Consider the following 19521-nt stretch of genomic DNA (forward strand, 5'->3'; position numbering starts at 1 on the left):
TTTTTATGCTGTTCATAGAACATCTCCAAGCGTGCATAAACCTGTACATATAGACATATGATGAGGACAAAACTGCTTTGGAAGGATGAATCCTGGAGATGGATCGGAGAAAGCTAACAATCATTGTGGTTACCTTAAGCACGATGCTTTTGATAGGTCAGCTGAGCGGAGTGAGGGCATTTGTCGAGTCTCGTGGACAGGCTGCTGTGGAACAGTATGCCTTTGAACTATTTGGCAGCAGTGCGGAAGACAATGCCCTGCTCTTGAAGATAAAGGAAGAGGCTATTAAGCGGAAAGTTGAGCCCATTAACGCCGTCCATGATCGGGTATGGAAAGCGATTCCTGGCTATAACGGCCTGGAGGTGGATGTAGACCAGACTTATCAGCGTGCGCTGGCACTCAAGAAAGGGACGGAAGCTGCGGATTGGAACGTGAACGATATCCCTTTCGTCTATCGTGAAATACCCGCCAAAGTAGGGCTCGACGAGCTGGGTGCATTACCGATTTACCGGGGGAACCCGAACAAAAAAATGGTTTCCTTTATGATCAATGTCGCGTGGGGTAACGAGTATATCACTCCGATGCTGGATACGCTGGATGCCGCCAAAGTAAAGGCGACTTTTTTCCTCGATGGGAGCTGGCTTAAGAAGAATCCGGAGCTTGCTAAGGAGATTCAGAAGAGAGGTCACCAGATTGAAAACCACGCCTATTCTCATCCGAATATGAGTCAATTAAGTGAGAGCAGAGCTGTTCTTGAGATAAGCAAAACAAAGGATTTGCTCAAAGAATCACTTGGCGTCGATAATAAGTGGTTCGCACCTCCCTCGGGAGACTTCAACCAGAAAACGGTTGAGATTGCCGCCGGGCAGGGGCTTAGAACTGTATTATGGACACTGGATACCGTTGACTGGATGAATCCTTCTCCCGAAAGTGTGGTGGCCAAGATCAGTAAGCGGGTAGAAGCCGGTTCACTCATCCTGATGCATCCAACCAAGGCATCCAAGGAGGCACTTAAGGGGATGATTGACGCAGTCCAGCGGAAAGGCCTGAAGCTGGGTACAGTAGAAGAGACACTCTCTCCTTCGAGAACTACGAAGCCATAGAGTTGAGGAAATTGGCTTTTTTTGATAGGATAATGGTGCATTTATTGATCTTAATCAATCACCGTGTAGATAATTGGCATGGAAGTTTAGGAGGGCCTTTAGTGAGGAGAATGCAGCTGAAAAACGGCCTTCGGGTGGTTTTGGAGAAAATACCTACTTGCCGCTCGGTCTCATTTGGCATTTGGGTTAAGACCGGCTCCCGCAATGAGAGCCTTGGAATCAACGGGATATCTCATTTCATTGAACATATGCTGTTTAAGGGAACTGAGCGCTATAACGCCAAGGATATCGCGGAACAGTTCGATGCCATTGGCGGCAATGTGAATGCCTTTACATCCAAGGAATATACCTGCTATTATGCAAAGGTACTTGATGAGCATCTTCCCATTGCGGTAGATGTACTAGCGGATATGTTCTTCCGATCTCAGATGGATGAGGGGGAACTCGCCAAAGAGAAGAATGTGATCTTTGAGGAAATCTCCATGTACGAAGATACTCCCGACGATATGGTGCATGATCTGGTCACGGAAGCAGCATACGGCGGTCATCCCTTGGCTTACCCAATTCTCGGAACGGAAGAGAAGCTGCAGGCAATGGGAGCAGATCATCTTAGGAAGTATATGAATGAGAAATATACCATTCAGAATACCGTGATTAGTGTAGCAGGCAATATTGATGACAGAATCATGGAACTGCTTGAGCGGTATTTTGGAGAATTCGGGAATGAAGGAAGCGAAAGTCTGCTGGAAGTGCCTGATTTCCTCGGTGGACTGAGATACCGCCGCAAGAAGACGGAACAAAATCATATTTGCTTGTCCTTTCAGGGACTACCTATTGATGATGAACGTCAGTATGCCATGGTGCTGCTTAACAATGCGTTAGGCGGAGGAATGAGCTCCAGACTTTTTCAGGAAATTCGGGAGAAGAGAGGACTTGCCTATTCGGTGTACTCTTATCATAGTTCTCATGCAGATAGTGGACTATTTACGGTATATGCCGGGACAGCGCCCAAACAGACTAAGGACGTTCTGGAGCTTACCCAAGAGATTCTTCATGAGACAGCCGTAAAGGGTCTCAGCGAAAGCGAGCTCAGGAAAGGGAAGGAGCAGCTTAAGGGCAGTCTTATTCTCAGTCTTGAGAGCACAGGAAGCCGGATGAACCGGCTTGGCAAGAACGAGCTAATGCTGGGTAAGCATTATACGCTTGATCAGATGATTGAACGAATTGAAGCCGTACAAATGGAAGATATAAGGTATGTGCTTGATACTATGTTTGAGCGTCCTTTCTCCCTGGCTATGGTAGGTTCATCGGATAAAGTGATAAATGGTTTAAGGAGAGATGAACTTGTCGTATCTGGTTCAAATTAACAGACTTCCCGGAAACGAAGACATTGAGCTTCCGAAGAAAATGTCAGAACTGGCATCCGGGTTTGATTTGTATGCAGCAGTTGAGAAAGAAATGGTTATGGAGCCGGGGACTCGTATACTAGTCCCTACAGGATTTGCTATTGCAATGCCAGCCGGGCTGGAAGCTCAGATCCGGCCGCGAAGCGGACTGGCCTACAAGCATGGGATAACCTGCCTGAATACGCCAGGAACGATTGATGCAGATTACCGCGGAGAAATTAAAGTTCTATTAATCAATCTTGGAGATGAGCCGTTCACCATTACCCGTAACGAACGGATTGCTCAGATGGTATTTCAGGAGGTTCCTGAAGTTGAGCTGGAGCAGGTCGATAAACTTAGCGATACCGTTCGCGGCGCAGGTGGTTTTGGCCATACCGGCAAATAATTTAATCAAGCTTGCATCCTCGTATGACCGAGGATGCAAGCTTTTTTTTGCTCTTTCGCGAGGGAGGCTTTCACCCCTTCAGAGGCAGGCGCATAAGATGCTCTATATGTGCTGTTAGGAAAGGAGTGATCTCCTGCAATGCTTACGGGTATTACGATTGTCTTCCTAGGCGGAGACGCACGCCAGGTTGAGGTCATCCGCAAATGTGCTGAGCTCGATGCTAACGTAAGGATTGTCGGCTTCGATCAACTTGAGGAGCCTCCTGCCGCTGGAGTGTCATCGGAAAAGCTGACGACAGAGCTTCTTGCTTCAGCTGATGTACTGGTATTACCGGTGGTCGCCAGTGATGAGAAAGGGTCAGTACCGGTGCAGTTTTCCTCAGAGCCGATTATATTGCAAGAAGAACATTTTGCATCGTTACCGAAGGATGTCCTCATTTACACAGGAATGGCTAAAGACTTCGTTCGAAGGTTAATTGCAAAATATAAGCTTGAACTTTTTGAGCTTTTGGAACGTGATGATGTCGCCATTTATAATTCAATTCCTACAGCTGAAGGCGCACTGATGATGGCCATTCAGAATACGGATATTACCATTCACGGTTCAACTTGTGTGGTGCTCGGTCTTGGTCGGACCGGGTTCACCCTAGCTAGAAATCTGCAGGCACTCGGAGCTTCGGTGAAGGCGGGAGTTAGGCGGAAGGACCACTTCGCCCGGGCTGCTGAAATGGGCTGGAAGCCTTTTATGACAACGGATTTGGCCGATCAGGCCGCCGATATTGACTTGATTTTTAATACAATTCCGACTATGATAGTCACAGCGCAAATCATCGCAAAAATGCCCCGTCAGGCCGTTATTATCGACCTTGCCTCAGCTCCAGGTGGAACGGATTTTCGTTACGCGGAGAAGAGAGGCGTGAAGGCGCTCTTAGCTCCTGGCTTACCCGGTATCGTCGCTCCCAAAACGGCTGGAATTATTATGGCAAATTGTATTTGTCAGTCGATATTGGAACAGAAGATACGGGGGGATGTTCAGTGAACTGGAAAGGAATTACAGTGGGGTATGCGATTACAGGTTCTCATTGCACATTTGCTGAAGTGATGCCTCAAATCCAGCGCTTTGTGGATGGAGGAGCTGAGGTTGTACCCATTATTTCGCAGACGGTATTAACGACAGACACACGTTTTGGCAAATCTGAGGATTGGCAGAAACAGTTGAAAGATATTACAGGTAATGATATCATTTCTACAATTGTTGAAGCGGAGCCGCTCGGTCCTTCCAAGCGGTTGAATGTGCTGGCCATCGCGCCTTGTACGGGAAATACGACAAGCAAGCTTGCGAGTGCGATGACAGACAGTCCTGTACTTATGGCAGCTAAAGCCCAGCTTCGCACAGGTAGACCGGTAGTTCTTGCTATCTCCACCAACGATGGGCTTGGTTTCAATCTGGCCAATATTGCCAAGTTGGTAGTAGCCAAGAATATCTATTTCGTTCCATTCGGGCAGGATAACCCGACAGGGAAGCCGAATTCACTAGTTTCGCGTATGGATCTAATCCCTGAAACCTGCTATGCCGCTTTACAAGGACAACAGCTCCAGCCTTTGATTATTGAACACGCTCAGCAAGCTTAACCATAGTAATAATAAACTTATTATATATAGTACCGATTAGAGAAGGGGAGACGAGCCAGATGAGTAAAACGAAATTGAATGTCGCGGTAGTAGGAGCGACGGGAGCTGTAGGAGAACAAATTATCGGATTATTGGAAAAGAGAGATTTCCCGATCGATAAGCTGAAGCTCTTATCTTCGGCCCGTTCTGCAGGATCCCGCGTTACTTTTAAGGGACAGGAAATTACCGTTGAAGAAGCTGGCCCGGACAGTTTTGAAGGTATCGATATCGCTTTGTTCAGTGCAGGCGGAGATGTAAGTAAGGAGCTTGCTCCTCACGCAGTACGTTATGGAGCAGTATGTATCGATAATACCAACGCGTTCCGTATGGATCCGAATACTCCGCTTGTGGTTCCTGAAGTCAATGAATCCAAGATCAATGAGCATCAGGGAGTTATTGCCAACCCGAACTGCTCTACCATTCAGATGGTAGCAGCTCTCAAGCCGCTGTATGACCGCTATGGAATCTCCCGGATTATTGTATCGACCTATCAGGCCGTATCTGGTGCAGGTGCCCGGGCCATTGATGAAATGAAACGCCAGACGAAGGAAGTATTGGAAGGCAATGATGCGAATCCTGATATTCTTCCTGTAGGCTCATTGCCAGTCAAGCACCAAATTGCCTTTAATGCGATTCCGCAAATTGATAAATTCCAAGACAATGGCTATACCCTTGAAGAAATGAAAATGATCCGTGAAACGAAGAAAATTCTGGATGATGAATCGGTTCTGGTTACTGCGACATGTGTTCGTATCCCGGTTGTCTATGGTCATTCAGAATCTGTATATGTCGAATTGAAAGAAGACTACAATATGGATGACATCCGCAGCTTGCTGTCTGATGCCCCTGGGATTACTCTTGTAGATGATCCGGCTAATCAGCTGTACCCGCTTGCAACAGATGCTGCTGGTAAGAATGATGTTTTTGTAGGACGTCTTCGTCGTGATTTGACGAATGAACGCGGTCTGAATTTATGGATTGTATCGGATAATCTGCTGAAAGGTGCCGCATGGAATGCGGTACAAATTGCCGAGATTATCGCGGCTAATAAATCGAAGTAACCCCTGGTCATACGCTCCTTTCTTAGCGGAAAGGTGGCGTATGTCTTCTTTTGACAACATACTGGAGGAATAGCAATGCGCATCATGGTGCAGAAGTTTGGCGGCACATCTCTTGCTACGCCTGAGGCAAGGGAACATGTCGTTCGTCATATCCGCAGAGAGCTTGCGGCAGGGTATCGGCTGGTCGTGGTTGTATCCGCAATGGGAAGAAAAGGTGACCCCTACGCAACGGACACGCTGCTGGATTGGGCTGCCGTTAATGGAGGACTGCTCCCCGCCCGCGAAAGGGATTTACTAATGGTCTGTGGTGAAATCATTTCGGCTACGACTCTGTGTGGGCTGCTCGAGCAGGAATCGATATCTTCCGTTGTTCTGACTGGAGCTCAGGCTGGTTTTCGCACAGACGAGCAATTCGGGAATGCCCGGATTCTGGATGTTGTACCAGCAAGAGTGCTTGATGAGCTGGATACAAAGGACGTCGTGATTGTGACCGGGTTTCAAGGGCAAAGTCTGAACGGTGATTTTACAACCTTGGGCAGAGGCGGAAGCGATACTTCAGCGACAGCACTTGGAGCCGCTTTACATGCTGAAATTGTAGATATCTATACTGACGTGAATGGAATACTCACCGCGGATCCCCGCATTGTCGAGGATGCAAAGCCTTTATCCTATGTCAGTTATGCGGAGATTTGCAATATGGCCCACCAAGGGGCTAAAGTGATACACCCAAGAGCGGTCGAAATTGCTATGCAATCAAGTGTTCCGGTTCGGGTTCGTTCCACCTTTTCGGATAATGTAGGCACACTGGTTGCTAATCCAGAAGGCTTCAAAGACGTTCAGACAGGCATTGTGGATCGTTTCGTGACCGGGATCGCCTATGTAAGCAATGTTACCCAGATTACCGTGCATTCGGCAGGCAAGGGGCATCAGCTGCAGCTTGAGGTTTTTAAAGCCATGGCAGAGAATTCAATTAGTGTGGATTTTATTAATGTAACCCCTGCAGGAGTCGTTTATACGGTCTTCGACAGCGATAGTATCAAAGCAGCAGCCGTGCTGGATGAACTTGGTTTTGAACCGCAAATCTTGAATGGATGTGCTAAAGTATCCGTGATTGGCGGGGGCATTAATGGAGTTCCGGGAATAATGGCAAGGATCGTAGAAGCACTGAGTGAGCATAATATCCAAATTCTTCAATCTGCAGATTCGAATACAACGATTTGGGTGCTTGTGAACAAAGAGGATATGGTTCAAGCCCTCCGTGCTTTGCATAACAAATTTGAATTACATCGGTGACCCGTGTACCTTCGGATATTGTGTTTGAACGGCGTAATCATATTTTAAGGAGGAGTAAAGGTGGAATTCGGAAGATTAATTACAGCCATGGTCACCCCGTTCGACGAGCAGGGAAATATCGATTGGGAACAGACAGCGAAGCTTATAGATTACCTCATCGATGAACAAAAATCAGATGCATTGGTAGTATGCGGAACTACAGGTGAGTCTCCTACACTCAGTGACGAGGAGAAGCTCCGGTTGTTCGATTTTGCTGTAAAGCACGCTTCCGGCCGATGCAAAATTATTGCAGGAACCGGCAGCAACAACACTGCGCATTCCATCCATTTGACTGCGGAAGCAGAGAAGCTGGGCGTCGATGGCGTACTTGTTGTTGTTCCTTATTACAATAAGCCGAGCCAGGAAGGCTTGTATCGTCATTTCGAAGCTGTTGCGAATTCAACCAAACTGCCGGTGATGCTGTATAACGTTCCTGGGCGTACCGTGATTAGTATGAATGCAGAGACGATTCTCCGACTTGCTCAAATTCCTAATATTACATCCATCAAAGAGTGTGCAGCATTAGATCAGGTTGCTCAAGTTGCTAATCTGGCACCTGAAGGATTCCTAGTCTACACTGGGGATGACGCAGCCGGACTGCCAGCACTTGCTGTAGGTGCCTACGGAATCGTGAGTGTAGCGAGTCATCTTATCGGTGAGCCGATGAAACAAATGATTCAGGCTCATCTGGAAGGCCGCGTGGCTGAAGCAGCCGCACTTCACCAACAGCAGCTGCCTATTTTCAAAGGATTGTTCGAGTGCCCGAATCCTGTAGCGGTCAAATTCGCGCTTAACGAGCGTGGAGTTCGGGTGGGTTCTGTCCGTCTGCCTCTGGTTCCACCAAATGAGGAAGAATCTGCTTCTATTCGGAGATTGTTTAATTAAATTGTCGATTTATCAATGTAAAAGTCAAATATAGGCTGATCTGCTAAAAACCGATGTGCTACTTTAGGCATTGGTTTTTTCATTGTGGTGCAAGGTAACTATATCGGGTGATCAGTGATTGACTTGTTTTTTGGCAAATTGATCATGTATAATGAGGTCAAGTGACTGGGTGCGGTATATTTTTGAAATTTTACTATATACGGGTTGGCTAAAGAGTGACCTTTATGGTGTGTGTTAGTTCACTCCGTATAATCGAAATGATAACGACGTCCAATACATTTAGGAGGGTTAGATTCACTTGTCCAAAAAAAATAACATTGATAAACTAACGATCTTTGCACTGGGCGGCGTCGCAGAAATCGGGAAGAACATGTACGTAATTCAGTATGGCAATGACATCGTTGTCATTGACTCCGGTCTTAAGTTTCCGGAAGAGGACATGCTGGGTATCGACATTGTAATCCCTGATATTACTTACTTAACGGAGAACCGCGATAAAGTAAGAGGCATTGTCCTGACTCACGGGCACGAAGATCACATTGGTGGACTGCCGTATGTTTTGAGACATCTTAATGTTCCGGTCTATGGAACTAAATTGACTCTGGGTCTGGTGGAGAACAAGCTTAAGGAAGCTAATTTGCTCGGCGATACGAAACGCATTCTGATTAATGCGGATTCGGAGATCCAGCTGGGAACTTCACTGAAGGCTACCTTCTTCAAGACGAACCACAGTATTCCTGATTCTGTGGGCGTCTGCATCGAAACCCCGGAAGGCAACGTAGTGCATACGGGTGACTTCAAGTTTGATCATACTCCAGTCAATGGTCAATTTGCAGATCTGCAGCGTATGGCTGAAATTGGACAGAGAGGCGTTCTCGCCCTGCTGTCGGATAGTACGAATGCCGAGAAGCCAGGATTCACACCATCCGAGAAAAATGTCGGTGTGGTTCTTGGAGATATTTTCCGTAAAGCTCAGCAGCGTGTAGTAGTTGCAACATTTGCCTCCAACGTACACCGGATTCAACAGGTATTCGATGCGGCTTTTGCAACAGGACGCAAAGTAACTGTAATTGGCCGCAGTATGGTCAATGTTGTGTCTATCGCTTCAGAGCTCGGTTATTTGGATGTACCGGATGGTATTCTGATTGAACCTGAAGAAGTGAACAAAATGGCCAGCGACCGTGTAGTTATTCTTTCTACCGGCAGTCAAGGCGAGCCAATGTCTGCGCTTACGCGTATGGCACGTTCTACACACCGTAAAGTAGATATTTTGCCGGGGGATACTGTAATTATTGCAGCTACGCCAGTACCGGGTAATGAGAAATATGTGGGACGTACGATTGACGAATTGTTCCGTCTAGGTGCGGAAGTCATATACAGCGGTTCCAACTCCGGTGTACACGTATCCGGACACGGTAGCCAGGAAGAATTGAAGCTGATGCTGAACTTGATGAAGCCGAAATACTTCATTCCGATTCATGGTGAGTACCGTATGCTGCGTAAGCATGCCTTGTTGGGTGAATCCGTAGGGATTCAGCCGGAAGATATCTTCCTGATTGAGATCGGGGATACGGTTGAGATTCAGAATGGTGTTGCACGCAAAGCAGGTAAGGTCCCTGCCGGTAATGTTCTTATTGATGGACTTGGTGTAGGGGATGTCGGGAACATTGTACTACGTGATCGTAAACTGCTTTCCCAGGATGGTATCTTGGTCGTAGTGGTAACCCTGAGCAAACAGGATGGTACGATTGTATCCGGACCGGACATTATTTCCCGAGGCTTTGTATACGTAAGAGAATCGGAAGGGCTTCTTGATGAAGCTAACCGTATTGTTACAAGCACTCTAGTTCGGTTGATGAGTGAGAACGTGAATGAATGGGCTTCCTTGAAGACAAATGTTAAGGATGCGCTTGGACGCTTCTTGTATGAGCAGACTCGCCGCAGACCGATGATTCTTCCAATTATTATGGAAGTATAATAAGCAGCTTATATAATTTGGGCACACAGTCGCCCCCTATCCTGCCGGAATTGGACGGTTCTTGGCAGGATAGGGGGCATTTCTATATCCTGAGGCTTTATTATATTATGCATATCTCAGTAAAGGTTCACGGCATACTAACCGGGTACCGGCACAATTTGCAGAATAAGCGTAAAGTGGAAGGATGAACATGATGAATAACTGGCAATTTTCGCTTGATAGTATGAATTTCAGCTCGGAATTACCGCCTCCTGAAGCACCTGCTGAGAAAAAATCTCCGGTTGTAGAATATATTCAGCAGCTTGGTCAAACATCGGTGCCTGCGGCAGAAGTATCTAACCTATACTGTCTGACCATTATAGGTCAAATTGAAGGGCATATTGTACTCCCGCCGCAGAACAAAACTACGAAATATGAACACTTAATTCCCCAGTTGGTGGCCGCTGAGCAGAATAAGCAAATTGAGGGAATTCTAATTATTTTAAATACAGTCGGTGGAGATGTTGAAGCGGGTCTGGCCATAGCCGAAATGATTGCTTCTTTAACTAAGCCAACTGTAACTGTAGTAATAGGTGGGGGACACAGCATTGGTGTGCCTATTGCAGTATCCTCTGACTATTCCTTTATTGCCGAAAGCGCCACGATGACCATACATCCCATCCGCATGACAGGGCTCGTAATTGGTGTTCCCCAGACTTTTGAATATATTGAGAAGATGCAGGAACGGGTAGTTCGCTTTGTAACCTCCCATTCCAGAATTTCTTCTGAATTATTCAAAGAGCTGATGTTCAAGACGGGAGATCTCAATAGGGATATAGGAACCGCGGTTGGCGGAGCGGATGCCGTAAATTACGGACTTATCGATGGCTTGGGCGGGATAGGAGAGGCCCTGACTTATTTGAATCGATTGATTAGCGAAAGAAAAGGTGCGCAGACAGGAGGTCTGACTCAATGACCCACTACACCATCCTTCCTTGGGAGTTAATATGGGAGAGCTCGGAAATGGAGGAGGTATACGGAGAAGTAGAAATGGACGGGGTACTCCTCCAGGTACGGCTCGAGCCGGGTAACAGGGCAACTATTGTCCGGATGCTAAGAGGGGAGCTTAAAGATTATTTGAATCCAAGCTATGCGCCCGGTCAGGAAATTGTTTATCTGCCATCCCTTCAAAATCGACGTTAAGCGACGGGTTATCCTATAGGTTGCCCCCATGGAATATGTTATAATATTCTTCTGGGGGTGGTCCTATTGGCCGGAAAGCGAAAGAAGAAAAAAGCTTCATTAGGCAATGTTCTTAAGTATGAAATTTATGGGATCATCCTGATCACATTATCCATAATTGCTCTTGCAGGAGAAGCTGCGGTTGGACACGCTTTGTTTAAAATGTCCGCCATGATCTTCGGCAAGTTTTACTTCGTTATTCCCCTTACGGGAATATATGTTGGATTGACTGTTATGATTCATCGCAAATGGCCATCCAAGTGGAGTTCCAGAAGAACAGGCATGGTTATGATCGTATGTGCTTTTGCACTCATGAGCACTATATCCGCCATGCAGTATAAGCTTGCTCCTGTGCTGCCGCTTACACCAAGAAATGTACTGCTGCAGATTCATCACGATCTTCAGTTCGCTCTAACTAAGGTGGGATCAACCGGTGTAGCCTCCATGTTCAATCTGGATATCAGTGGCGGTTATGTAGGCGCACTTGAATTTATTCTTTTTTATGTTTTATTCGGACTTACAGGTGCCAAGTTAATGATGCTTGTGATGTTCGCTATCAGCTTCATGCTTATAACCAATCTGTCTTACGTAGAACTATTTAGCATTCTTAAGAATCGGACTGGCAAACTGGCTGTTCAGCTAAGCAGGAAATACCGTCTGCTTCGTCCTTCTCCAGCAGTTGCAGAGGGAAAGACCGGAACAAAGTCTAAAGGTATCAAGATTAATTCTATTCCAGAAGCTGATGATTATGAGGATGAGGATCTCGAAGAGTCTCTACCGGCTCCGGAGAAAGCCCGCACTAAGCCTGTCTTCTTCCAGCTACTTGGATTCAAAGACAAGAGCGAGTCAGCTGAGCAAGCTATATCTTCTGCAGATGAACGGGAAGATGAGTCTGCAGATGTGAATTGGAATGATGTGGAGTTACATACGATTTCTGACGCAGAGCCGCAGCGGAATGAACCGAGTCTGATCATTCGTGATTTCTTTGACCAGATACAGCGGGAGGACCGGACCTACGATGAGAAGGATGATTCTGGACAGCATCCAGATGAAGAGTCTCCAGTATCCTTCGTCTCACCGGGTTCAGTGGATCCGGTTAATGCTGCAGCAGTAGACTCAAGCGGGGTGACGTTAGAAGGGGAATCTGGGCTTGGTCAAGATGAACTTACGGGTACTCTGCCGGTGCTTCCTCCTAAGCCTGCACCCAAACCATACCGACTCCCATCGTTTAAATTATTGTCCAAGGGGAGCAGCGGAGCTAAAGCCGGTGATCAGGCAGATTACATGCAGACTGCTCGTAAGCTTGAAGCAACGCTGGAGAGCTTTGGCGTCCGGGCTAAAGTGCTGGAAGTTGTACGCGGACCTGCCGTTACTAGATATGAGATTCAGCCGGACATAGGGGTCAAGGTTAGCCGGATTGTGAATTTGACGGATGATATTGCACTTGCCCTCGCAGCCAAAGATATCCGGATGGAAGCTCCTATTCCCGGTAAGTCGGCCATTGGAATTGAGGTGCCGAATAGTGAAGTATCCGTGGTCACGATGCGTGAAGTAATGGAGACGCCAACGTTTCAGGATGCCGAGTCCAAGCTGTCTATCGCCTTTGGCAGAGACATCTCTGGTCAGACTATTGTGGGCAACTTAGCCAAAATGCCCCACCTTCTGGTTGCCGGAGCGACGGGCTCAGGTAAATCCGTATGCATTAACGGTATTATTACAAGCATTCTATATAAGGCGAAGCCCGACGAAGTTAAGTTTCTGATGGTGGACCCTAAGATGGTTGAGCTTAATATGTATAACGGAATTCCGCATCTTCTTGCTCCGGTTGTGACAGATCCAAGAAGGGCATCGCTCGCTCTGAAGAAAATTGTCGTTGAGATGGAGAAGCGTTATGAGATGTTCTCCAAATCCGGTGCGCGTAATGTGGAAGGTTATAATAATATGATGAAAGAGAATCCTGCAGCCATTTTACCCTACATTGTAGTAATTGTGGATGAGCTAGCGGATTTGATGATGGTTGCGGCTAATGATGTGGAAGATGCGATTGCACGCCTTGCACAAATGGCCCGAGCAGCAGGAATTCATCTTATTATTGCGACTCAGCGTCCATCGGTCGATGTCATTACAGGGGTTATCAAGGCTAACATCCCATCACGTATCGCCTTTGGCGTATCTTCGCAGGTCGATTCCCGCACCATTCTGGATATGGCAGGGGCTGAGAAGCTGCTTGGCCGCGGGGATATGCTCTTCATGCCAATGGGAGCTTCCAAGCCAGTTCGGGTACAGGGAGCATTTATGAGTGACCAGGAAGTGGAGTCCATAGTGGATTATGTACGTGGACAAGCCCAGGCCGAATATGACGAGACACTAATCCCGGAAATCGATGACACGGCGGGGGAGCCTGAGGAACAGCTCGACGAGCTGTATGATCAGGCTGTCCAGATTGTGCTGGAGGCCAAGCAGGCCTCAGTATCCCTGCTTCAGCGCCGTATGAGGGTAGGTTACACTCGTGCTGCCCGCCTTATTGACTCTATGGAAGCCCGAGGTATAGTTGGCCCCTATGAAGGAAGTAAGCCAAGAGAGGTACTTACTTCGATGGAACAGTATAGACAGAATAGAGTAAGCTCTTAATATTGAGACTTTTTACGAAGGAGCCCCGCACTTTGACTGCGTGGGCTCTTTTTTGATTTGACTGCGATCTTTCTTTACGGTGCATAGGAAGAGGCAGGGGTTGTCATACTAAAGTTACCATCTTAACACACAAGAGAAAGGCAGGACTTGACGTATGAACAACAAGAAAATCTGGTTGGCTGCCGGATTGGTCTTATTATTGGTCTGTACTCTACTTGGAACATACCAGCTGCGTAAGACGAATATCACGCCAGCCACAAAAGAGAGTCACGATAATGCGATACCGGTATTCAGTTCCCAGGTAATTAAGCTGGGTGCTTTTGGACAGGATGTTTACGAGCTTCAAGGCAGACTCGCTTTTCTCGGATACTATCACGGGAAGCTTGACAGCCATTTTGGGGAGAGCACTAAGAAGTCGCTGCAATGGTTTCAGTCTGAATTCGGAATGAAGGCAGATGGTCTAGCGGGTGCCCAAACCAAGCTAAGGCTCTACAACGCAACCAAGGATTGGCAACCGAAAGCTTCCTCTTATAACCCGAATCCTGACGAGAATTCAGGAGCGGGTGCTGCTGAGCAAGGGAAGAATACGGGTAAAACTCCTACAGCTGAGAATAACAAGACTGATAACAACAATTCCGGTGAGCTTTCGGCCTCTAACCCGCTTGGTCTATCCGAGAATGACCTCAAAATTATGGCTAATGCGGTGAATGGGGAGTCAAGAGGAGAGCCGTTCGAGGGACAGGTCGCAGTGGCCGCAGTCATTTTGAACCGCGTTAAATCACCAAGCTTCCCCAAAACGGTCTCGGGTGTTATTTTTCAGCCCGGTGCATTCACTGCCGTTGCTGACGGACAGATCTGGCTTGAGCCGAATGAATCATCCCGAAAGGCAGTCAGAGAGGCTTTAAACGGCATGGACCCTTCTGGGGGGTGTCTGTACTACTTCAATCCGGAGACAGCGACATCGAAATGGATCTGGACAAGACCACAGGTTAAGACCATTGGGAAGCACATCTTCTGTATGTAAAAGTTAAGGTAGATAGAAGAAGCAACTCAGGGGGTCCCCGGTTGCTTCTTTACTTTGGTATGGTATAGAATGGATTTAAATTTGGCTCAATTAGGCAAAAGATTGGTTTAAATATGCTTACAATAGTCTCTCGTAAAGGAGTTTTGTCCTTGAACAAGTCTTTGTTTGAACGCGGAAGCGTCAACAATATCCGAATTCATGTACTGCCGACCAAGAGGTTTAAGACTTTCGCGATTTCTGTATATGCCGGAATTCCTCTGCAAGAAGAGACGGTTGCCACTACGGGATTAATTCCGTTTGTACTGAGAAGAGGTACCGCATCCTATCCGGAGACCACCAAGTTCAGAGAACAGCTTGAACATCTGTATGGTGCAGGTTTTGGCTTTGATATTTATAAAAGAGGCGATTATCAGATCGTCCAGCTGCGCATGGATACGATCAACGACTCCTTTGTGAACAGTGAGGAATCACTGCTGGAGCAATCCTTTTCTTTTCTGGGAGAAGTACTTACCCAGCCTGTGACCGAGAACGGAAGTTTCCGTGCTTCTTATGTCGCAGCAGAAAAAGAAACGGTCCGCAAAAAGCTGGAATCCATTATCAATGATAAGATCCGCTATGCTGCTGAGCGGTGCCTTGAAGAAATGTTCCGGAATGATCCTTACCGACTACATCCGCTTGGCAGCCGTGCTGAACTGAGCGGGATTACCCCAGAGGGTCTATATGAGGCTTATACAAATTGGCTGCAGGAAGTGAACCTCGACTTGTATGTCGTGGGAGACACTTCTCTGGATGAAGTTATCCGCCTGGTGGAGAAGAGCTTCAAGATCGAACGTCCGCAGGCGAAGCAGTACACAGGAACCAATGTTAACTTTAACACCGGAGATGTTCGAACCGTTGAAGAAAGCCTGAATGTGAATCAGGGCAAGCTCAATCTTGGCCTTCGCACTTCGATCACTTATGGCAGTGATGAGTACGCCTCCGCACTGGTATACAACGGAATTCTGGGCAGTTACCCACATTCCAAGCTGTTTATTAATGTACGTGAGAAAGAAAGTCTGGCTTACTACGCTTCTTCAAGGTATGACGGTCACAAAGGGATGGCAACAATTCAGTCCGGGATAGAGATCGCCAACTATGAGAAAGCGCTTGAAATCATTAAGAATCAGCTTGAGGCTATGCGCCAGGGTGAGATCAGTGACCTTGAGCTGAGCCAGACGAAGGCGATGATCCGCAATCATGTGGTCGAAATGCAGGACTCCGCGTTTGAGATGATCGCTTATGACTTTAACCGGGTTATTTCAGGTAAGGAACGATCCGCCGATGAGCTGCTTGAGCAGGTAGAACAAATTACTTCCAAGGAGGTAACGGAAGCCGCTCAGACGTTCCATCTAGATACCGTTTACTTTTTGAAAGGCGAGAAGGGGGAATAACCGGTGGAGAAATTTCAATACGAGAAACTTCAGGAAACCCTGTATCATGAAGTGATGGACAACGGACTTCAAGTATATGTTCTTCCAAAGCCGGGGTTCCAAAAGACATACGCAACATTTACTACTAAATACGGTTCGATAGATAATCATTTCCGCGTGGAAGGTGAGGAAGAAATCTCTGTTCCCGATGGTATTGCCCATTTCTTGGAGCATAAAATGTTCGAGGAGCCTGAAGGCGATATTTTCGCTACGTTTGCTTCTCAAGGTGCTTCGGCTAATGCTTTTACAAGCTTTGATCAGACCGCCTATCTATTCTCGTCAACCGAGAACATTTCAGCTAATCTGGAGACCCTGATCAACTTCGTGCAGAACCCTTATTTTACAGATCAGAATGTAGACAAAGAAAAAGGGATCATCGGCCAAGAGATTGGCATGTATGCAGATAATCCGGACTGGCGGGTATATTTCGGTCTAATTGAAGCCTTGTACAAGGTTCATCCCGTCCATATTGATATCGCGGGAACGGTTGAATCGATTGGCACTATCACCAAAGAGACGCTGTATACCTGCTACAATGCCTTTTATCATCCGAGCAATATGCTTCTGTTCGTGGTGGGGGGGGTTGAGCCTGAAGAGGTATTTAATTTGGTTAGAGCGAATCAGGCCCGTAAGGACTATAAGCCGCAAGGTAAAATTGAGCGATTGTTCGATGCTGAACCAGCTGGTGTGAATGAACGAAGACGCACCTCAAGATTACCTGTGTCTCTTCCAAAATGCTTGTTCGGTTTCAAAGAGACAAAACTTGGAATTACAGGTGTGGAGCGGATTAAGCTGGATCTGACAACCAAGCTTGCCCTTGATCTGTTGTTCGGGTCCAGTACGGATCTATACCAAAAGTTGTACGATCAGGATCTGATATCAGATGGATTCGGTCATGAGTATAATAGTGATCCGAATTATGCCTTCTCGGCAATAGGTGGCGACACCCGTGATCCGGAAGAACTGCTAAGAGTGATCACCGAAGAAGTGAACGCCCTTATTCAAACGGGCTTTAAGCGGGAGAATTTTGAACGTGCCCGGAAGAAGAAGATTGGCGGATATCTGCGTATGATGAATTCCCCTGAGAATATTGCGCATGAGTTCACACGTTATAATTTCAGGGGTGGGGACCTGTTCGAGGTTCTCCCGATCTACGAGTCGATTACGCTAGAAGATGTCAATCAGCGCCTTAAAGAGCATATTAACTGGGAACAGATGGCTGTGTCGCTTGTGGTGAGCCCTGAATGAGCTTTGAAAGTGGGAGAGAGAAGAACATCAAGAATATGACCGTATTAATTACGGGTGCAAGCAGGGGAATAGGAGCATCTATTGCGGAACGTTTCGCTATGGAAGGCCTAAATGTGATCATTCACTATGGAAGCTCGCATGAGAAGGCGAATGAAGCGGCCCGCAGATGTATGGCATATGGTGCCAAAGTACTTACCATTAGTGCGGATTTAAGATTTAAAGACGATATCCTGCGCATGAAAGAAAAATTGGAATTGCACGGATTGTTCCCGGACATTCTTGTGAATAATGCTGGAATTGCGAGTTACGGAATGCTGGAGGATCTAACTGAAGAGCAATGGGACGATATGATGAATGTGAATCTTAAGGGTGTATTCCTTTGTACACAAGCATTTATGTCTCATATGGTCCGGATGCGGTTTGGAAGAATTATTAATGTGTCCTCCATCTGGGGGATGTCAGGAGCTTCTTGTGAAGTTGCTTATTCGGCCGCCAAAGGAGGGGTTAACGCCTTTACCAAGGCGCTTGCCAAAGAATTAGCCCCCTCTCTGGTAACGGTTAACGCCGTAGCGCCAGGTGCGGTGCATACGGATATGATGGCCAGCTTTGAGGAAGCAGAGCTGCGCCGGCTGGAGGAGGAAATTCCTGCTGGAAGACTGGCTACTCCTGAAGAAGTGGCTTCACTGGTCTATTTCCTGGCCCTGCCTGAATCGGGCTACATCACCGGTCAGATCATTAGTCCGAACGGCGGCTGGATTACGTAGATCCCCAATATATCCCGCTGTATAATCTAATCCGGATCATCACATATTACAACTGTTGATCTTAAATCTTAACGCCATGCGAAGGAGGATTTATCATGTCAACAGTGCTGAATAATTTCGATTCTTGGAAGAAGTTCCTTGGAGACCGGGTGAAACATGCGGAAAATGCGGGTATGAGTGAAGAAAGCATTTCCAATTTAGCCTACGAAATCGGCGGGTTTCTAGACGACAAGGTTGATCCTCAGAACGCTTCAAACCGGGCTCTTAAGGAGATCTGGGATGTGGGCAATGAGGAAGAGCGCAGAACCATTGCGAAGTTAATGGTGAAGCTGGCTAAGAAGTACGCCTAGATCAGCACCCTGGAAAAGCTCCCTTAGTGGGAGCTTTTCTGCCATATTCTGAGCTGGACTTGCCTTTCAAAATTATTTTATATATCATTAACAGGTAATGTGGATTTGAATAAAAATAACACGAATTTGTGTTATTTCATCAGATTATAAGTGTTAGGCAGGGTTTATGAAGTTTTTTGTCGAATTTATAAAGTTAGCAGGATGGAAGAGGTGAACCGGTTGAAACATACACAGTGGTATATGGAGTACAAAATACATAGAAATCGGCCGGGGCTTCTGGGGGATATCGCATCCATGTTCGGTATGCTCGGGGTCAACATTCTAACCATAAATGGGGTTGAAGGCCAAACCCGGGGTATGCTGCTGGAATGTGATGATGATGAGAAGATTGCTCTCCTGGGTCAAATGCTCAGTAAAGTTGATAATATTACGGTCTCTGCGCTGCGCAGCCCTCGGCTCGTGGATATTTTGGCTGTCAGACATGGCCGTTATATAAATAGGGATTCGGATGACCGCAAAACATTTCGGTTTACACGCGACGAGCTTGGGTTGCTTGTTGACTTTTTGGGTGAATTATTTAAAAGAGAGGGTCATCAGGTTATTGGCCTTCGAGGTATGCCTCGGGTAGGTAAGACCGAATCCATTATTGCAGGCAGTGTCTGCTCCATGAAAAGATGGACTTTTATGTCCTCTACGTTATTAAGGCAGACGGTCCGCAGTCAGTTATCTGACGAAGAGTACAACCCGAACAATGTATTTATCATTGATGGCATTATTAGCACCATTCGTTCAAATGAGAAGCATTACCAGCTTCTTGAAGATATCATGACTATGCCTTCAACAAAGGTCATTGAACATCCTGATATCTTTATTAAAGAATCGAAGTACGAATACAGCGACTTTGATATTATTATCGAACTGCGTAACAATCCGGACGAGGAAATCGTCTATGATACGTTCACTACGCTTTACACGGAAGATGTATAATTTTGCG

General features: G+C 46.7%; 18 protein-coding genes. All 18 read left to right on the forward strand.

All coding sequences use genetic code 11. The annotated features are described in order from the left end of the window. Positions 1 to 98: 98 nt before the first annotated feature. A complete protein-coding gene (locus EJP77_RS13130; RefSeq protein ID WP_127199707.1) occupies positions 99 to 1103 on the forward strand; it encodes a polysaccharide deacetylase family protein in 1005 nt (334 codons plus the stop codon). Between the two features lie 101 nt (positions 1104 to 1204). Next, positions 1205 to 2470 carry a M16 family metallopeptidase gene (locus tag EJP77_RS13135; RefSeq protein WP_127199708.1) on the forward strand — a complete coding sequence of 422 codons (1266 nt, stop codon included), beginning with the start codon at positions 1205 to 1207 and terminating at the stop codon, positions 2468 to 2470. Then, positions 2442 to 2894 carry a dUTP diphosphatase gene (gene dut / locus EJP77_RS13140; RefSeq protein WP_127199709.1) on the forward strand — a complete coding sequence of 151 codons (453 nt, stop codon included), beginning with the start codon at positions 2442 to 2444 and terminating at the stop codon, positions 2892 to 2894. Before EJP77_RS13135 ends, dut begins: the two co-directional genes overlap by 29 nt. A gap of 138 nt (positions 2895 to 3032) precedes the next feature. Continuing rightward, the gene (gene dpsA, locus EJP77_RS13145; RefSeq protein WP_127199710.1) at positions 3033 to 3932 is read left to right on the forward strand and encodes a dipicolinate synthase subunit DpsA; all 900 of its coding nucleotides are present in this window, start codon (positions 3033 to 3035) and stop codon (positions 3930 to 3932) included. Further along, complete coding sequence (locus EJP77_RS13150; protein WP_127199711.1) at positions 3929 to 4525, forward strand: dipicolinate synthase subunit B; 597 nt, start codon at positions 3929 to 3931, stop codon at positions 4523 to 4525. Before dpsA ends, EJP77_RS13150 begins: the two co-directional genes overlap by 4 nt. A 59-nt stretch (positions 4526 to 4584) precedes the next feature. Further along, a complete protein-coding gene (locus tag EJP77_RS13155; RefSeq protein ID WP_127199712.1) occupies positions 4585 to 5625 on the forward strand; it encodes an aspartate-semialdehyde dehydrogenase in 1041 nt (346 codons plus the stop codon). Positions 5626 to 5700: 75 nt separating this feature from the next. Beyond that, positions 5701 to 6918, forward strand: a complete 1218-nt coding sequence (dapG, locus tag EJP77_RS13160; protein ID WP_127199713.1) for an aspartate kinase — start codon at positions 5701 to 5703, stop codon at positions 6916 to 6918. 60 nt (positions 6919 to 6978) lie between these two features. Beyond that, positions 6979 to 7842, forward strand: a complete 864-nt coding sequence (gene dapA / locus EJP77_RS13165) for a 4-hydroxy-tetrahydrodipicolinate synthase (protein ID WP_127199714.1) — start codon at positions 6979 to 6981, stop codon at positions 7840 to 7842. A 298-nt stretch (positions 7843 to 8140) separates the two neighbouring features. Then, positions 8141 to 9820, forward strand: a complete 1680-nt coding sequence (locus EJP77_RS13170) for a ribonuclease J (RefSeq protein WP_127199715.1) — start codon at positions 8141 to 8143, stop codon at positions 9818 to 9820. Positions 9821 to 10010: 190 nt separating this feature from the next. Further along, a complete protein-coding gene (locus EJP77_RS13175; RefSeq protein ID WP_425464241.1) occupies positions 10011 to 10775 on the forward strand; it encodes a ClpP family protease in 765 nt (254 codons plus the stop codon). After that, entirely contained in the window at positions 10772 to 11002 is a 231-nt protein-coding gene (locus EJP77_RS13180; RefSeq protein WP_127199716.1) for a YlzJ-like family protein, read from the forward strand. Before EJP77_RS13175 ends, EJP77_RS13180 begins: the two co-directional genes overlap by 4 nt. 66 nt (positions 11003 to 11068) lie before the next feature. After that, a complete protein-coding gene (locus EJP77_RS13185; RefSeq protein ID WP_127199717.1) occupies positions 11069 to 13672 on the forward strand; it encodes an FtsK/SpoIIIE family DNA translocase in 2604 nt (867 codons plus the stop codon). A gap of 154 nt (positions 13673 to 13826) precedes the next feature. Continuing rightward, entirely contained in the window at positions 13827 to 14696 is an 870-nt protein-coding gene (sleB, locus tag EJP77_RS13190; RefSeq protein ID WP_127199718.1) for a spore cortex-lytic enzyme, read from the forward strand. Positions 14697 to 14845: 149 nt separating this feature from the next. Beyond that, complete coding sequence (gene yfmF / locus EJP77_RS13195) at positions 14846 to 16126, forward strand: EF-P 5-aminopentanol modification-associated protein YfmF (RefSeq protein ID WP_127199719.1); 1281 nt, start codon at positions 14846 to 14848, stop codon at positions 16124 to 16126. A gap of 3 nt (positions 16127 to 16129) precedes the next feature. After that, complete coding sequence (gene yfmH, locus EJP77_RS13200) at positions 16130 to 17413, forward strand: EF-P 5-aminopentanol modification-associated protein YfmH (RefSeq protein WP_127199720.1); 1284 nt, start codon at positions 16130 to 16132, stop codon at positions 17411 to 17413. Then, positions 17410 to 18177, forward strand: coding sequence for an elongation factor P 5-aminopentanone reductase (gene ymfI / locus EJP77_RS13205; RefSeq protein WP_127199721.1), 768 nt, complete (start codon positions 17410 to 17412; stop codon positions 18175 to 18177). The genes yfmH and ymfI overlap by 4 nt, the downstream gene beginning before the upstream one ends. A gap of 95 nt (positions 18178 to 18272) precedes the next feature. Beyond that, entirely contained in the window at positions 18273 to 18527 is a 255-nt protein-coding gene (locus EJP77_RS13210; RefSeq protein WP_127199722.1) for a DUF3243 domain-containing protein, read from the forward strand. Between the two features lie 219 nt (positions 18528 to 18746). Continuing rightward, positions 18747 to 19514 carry a DUF3388 domain-containing protein gene (locus EJP77_RS13215; protein ID WP_127199723.1) on the forward strand — a complete coding sequence of 256 codons (768 nt, stop codon included), beginning with the start codon at positions 18747 to 18749 and terminating at the stop codon, positions 19512 to 19514. Positions 19515 to 19521 lie beyond the last annotated feature (7 nt).

This window comes from Paenibacillus zeisoli (genome assembly GCF_003994465.1).
Classification (GTDB): domain Bacteria; phylum Bacillota; class Bacilli; order Paenibacillales; family Paenibacillaceae; genus Fontibacillus; species Fontibacillus zeisoli.

Excerpts from the sequence above, each read along its gene's own strand:
- EJP77_RS13155 (WP_127199712.1), top strand. The coding sequence starts at position 4,585 with ATGAGTAAAACGAAATTGAATGTCGCGGTAGTAGGAGCGACGGGAGCT.
- EJP77_RS13175 (WP_425464241.1), top strand. The coding sequence starts at position 10,011 with ATGATGAATAACTGGCAATTTTCGCTTGATAGTATGAATTTCAGCTCG.
- EJP77_RS13180 (WP_127199716.1), top strand. The coding sequence starts at position 10,772 with ATGACCCACTACACCATCCTTCCTTGGGAGTTAATATGGGAGAGCTCG.
- EJP77_RS13130 (WP_127199707.1), top strand. The coding sequence starts at position 99 with ATGGATCGGAGAAAGCTAACAATCATTGTGGTTACCTTAAGCACGATG.
- EJP77_RS13210 (WP_127199722.1), top strand. The coding sequence starts at position 18,273 with ATGTCAACAGTGCTGAATAATTTCGATTCTTGGAAGAAGTTCCTTGGA.
- dut (WP_127199709.1), top strand. The coding sequence starts at position 2,442 with ATGAACTTGTCGTATCTGGTTCAAATTAACAGACTTCCCGGAAACGAA.
- ymfI (WP_127199721.1), top strand. The coding sequence starts at position 17,410 with ATGAGCTTTGAAAGTGGGAGAGAGAAGAACATCAAGAATATGACCGTA.
- dapG (WP_127199713.1), top strand. The coding sequence starts at position 5,701 with ATGCGCATCATGGTGCAGAAGTTTGGCGGCACATCTCTTGCTACGCCT.
- dpsA (WP_127199710.1), top strand. The coding sequence starts at position 3,033 with ATGCTTACGGGTATTACGATTGTCTTCCTAGGCGGAGACGCACGCCAG.
- sleB (WP_127199718.1), top strand. The coding sequence starts at position 13,827 with ATGAACAACAAGAAAATCTGGTTGGCTGCCGGATTGGTCTTATTATTG.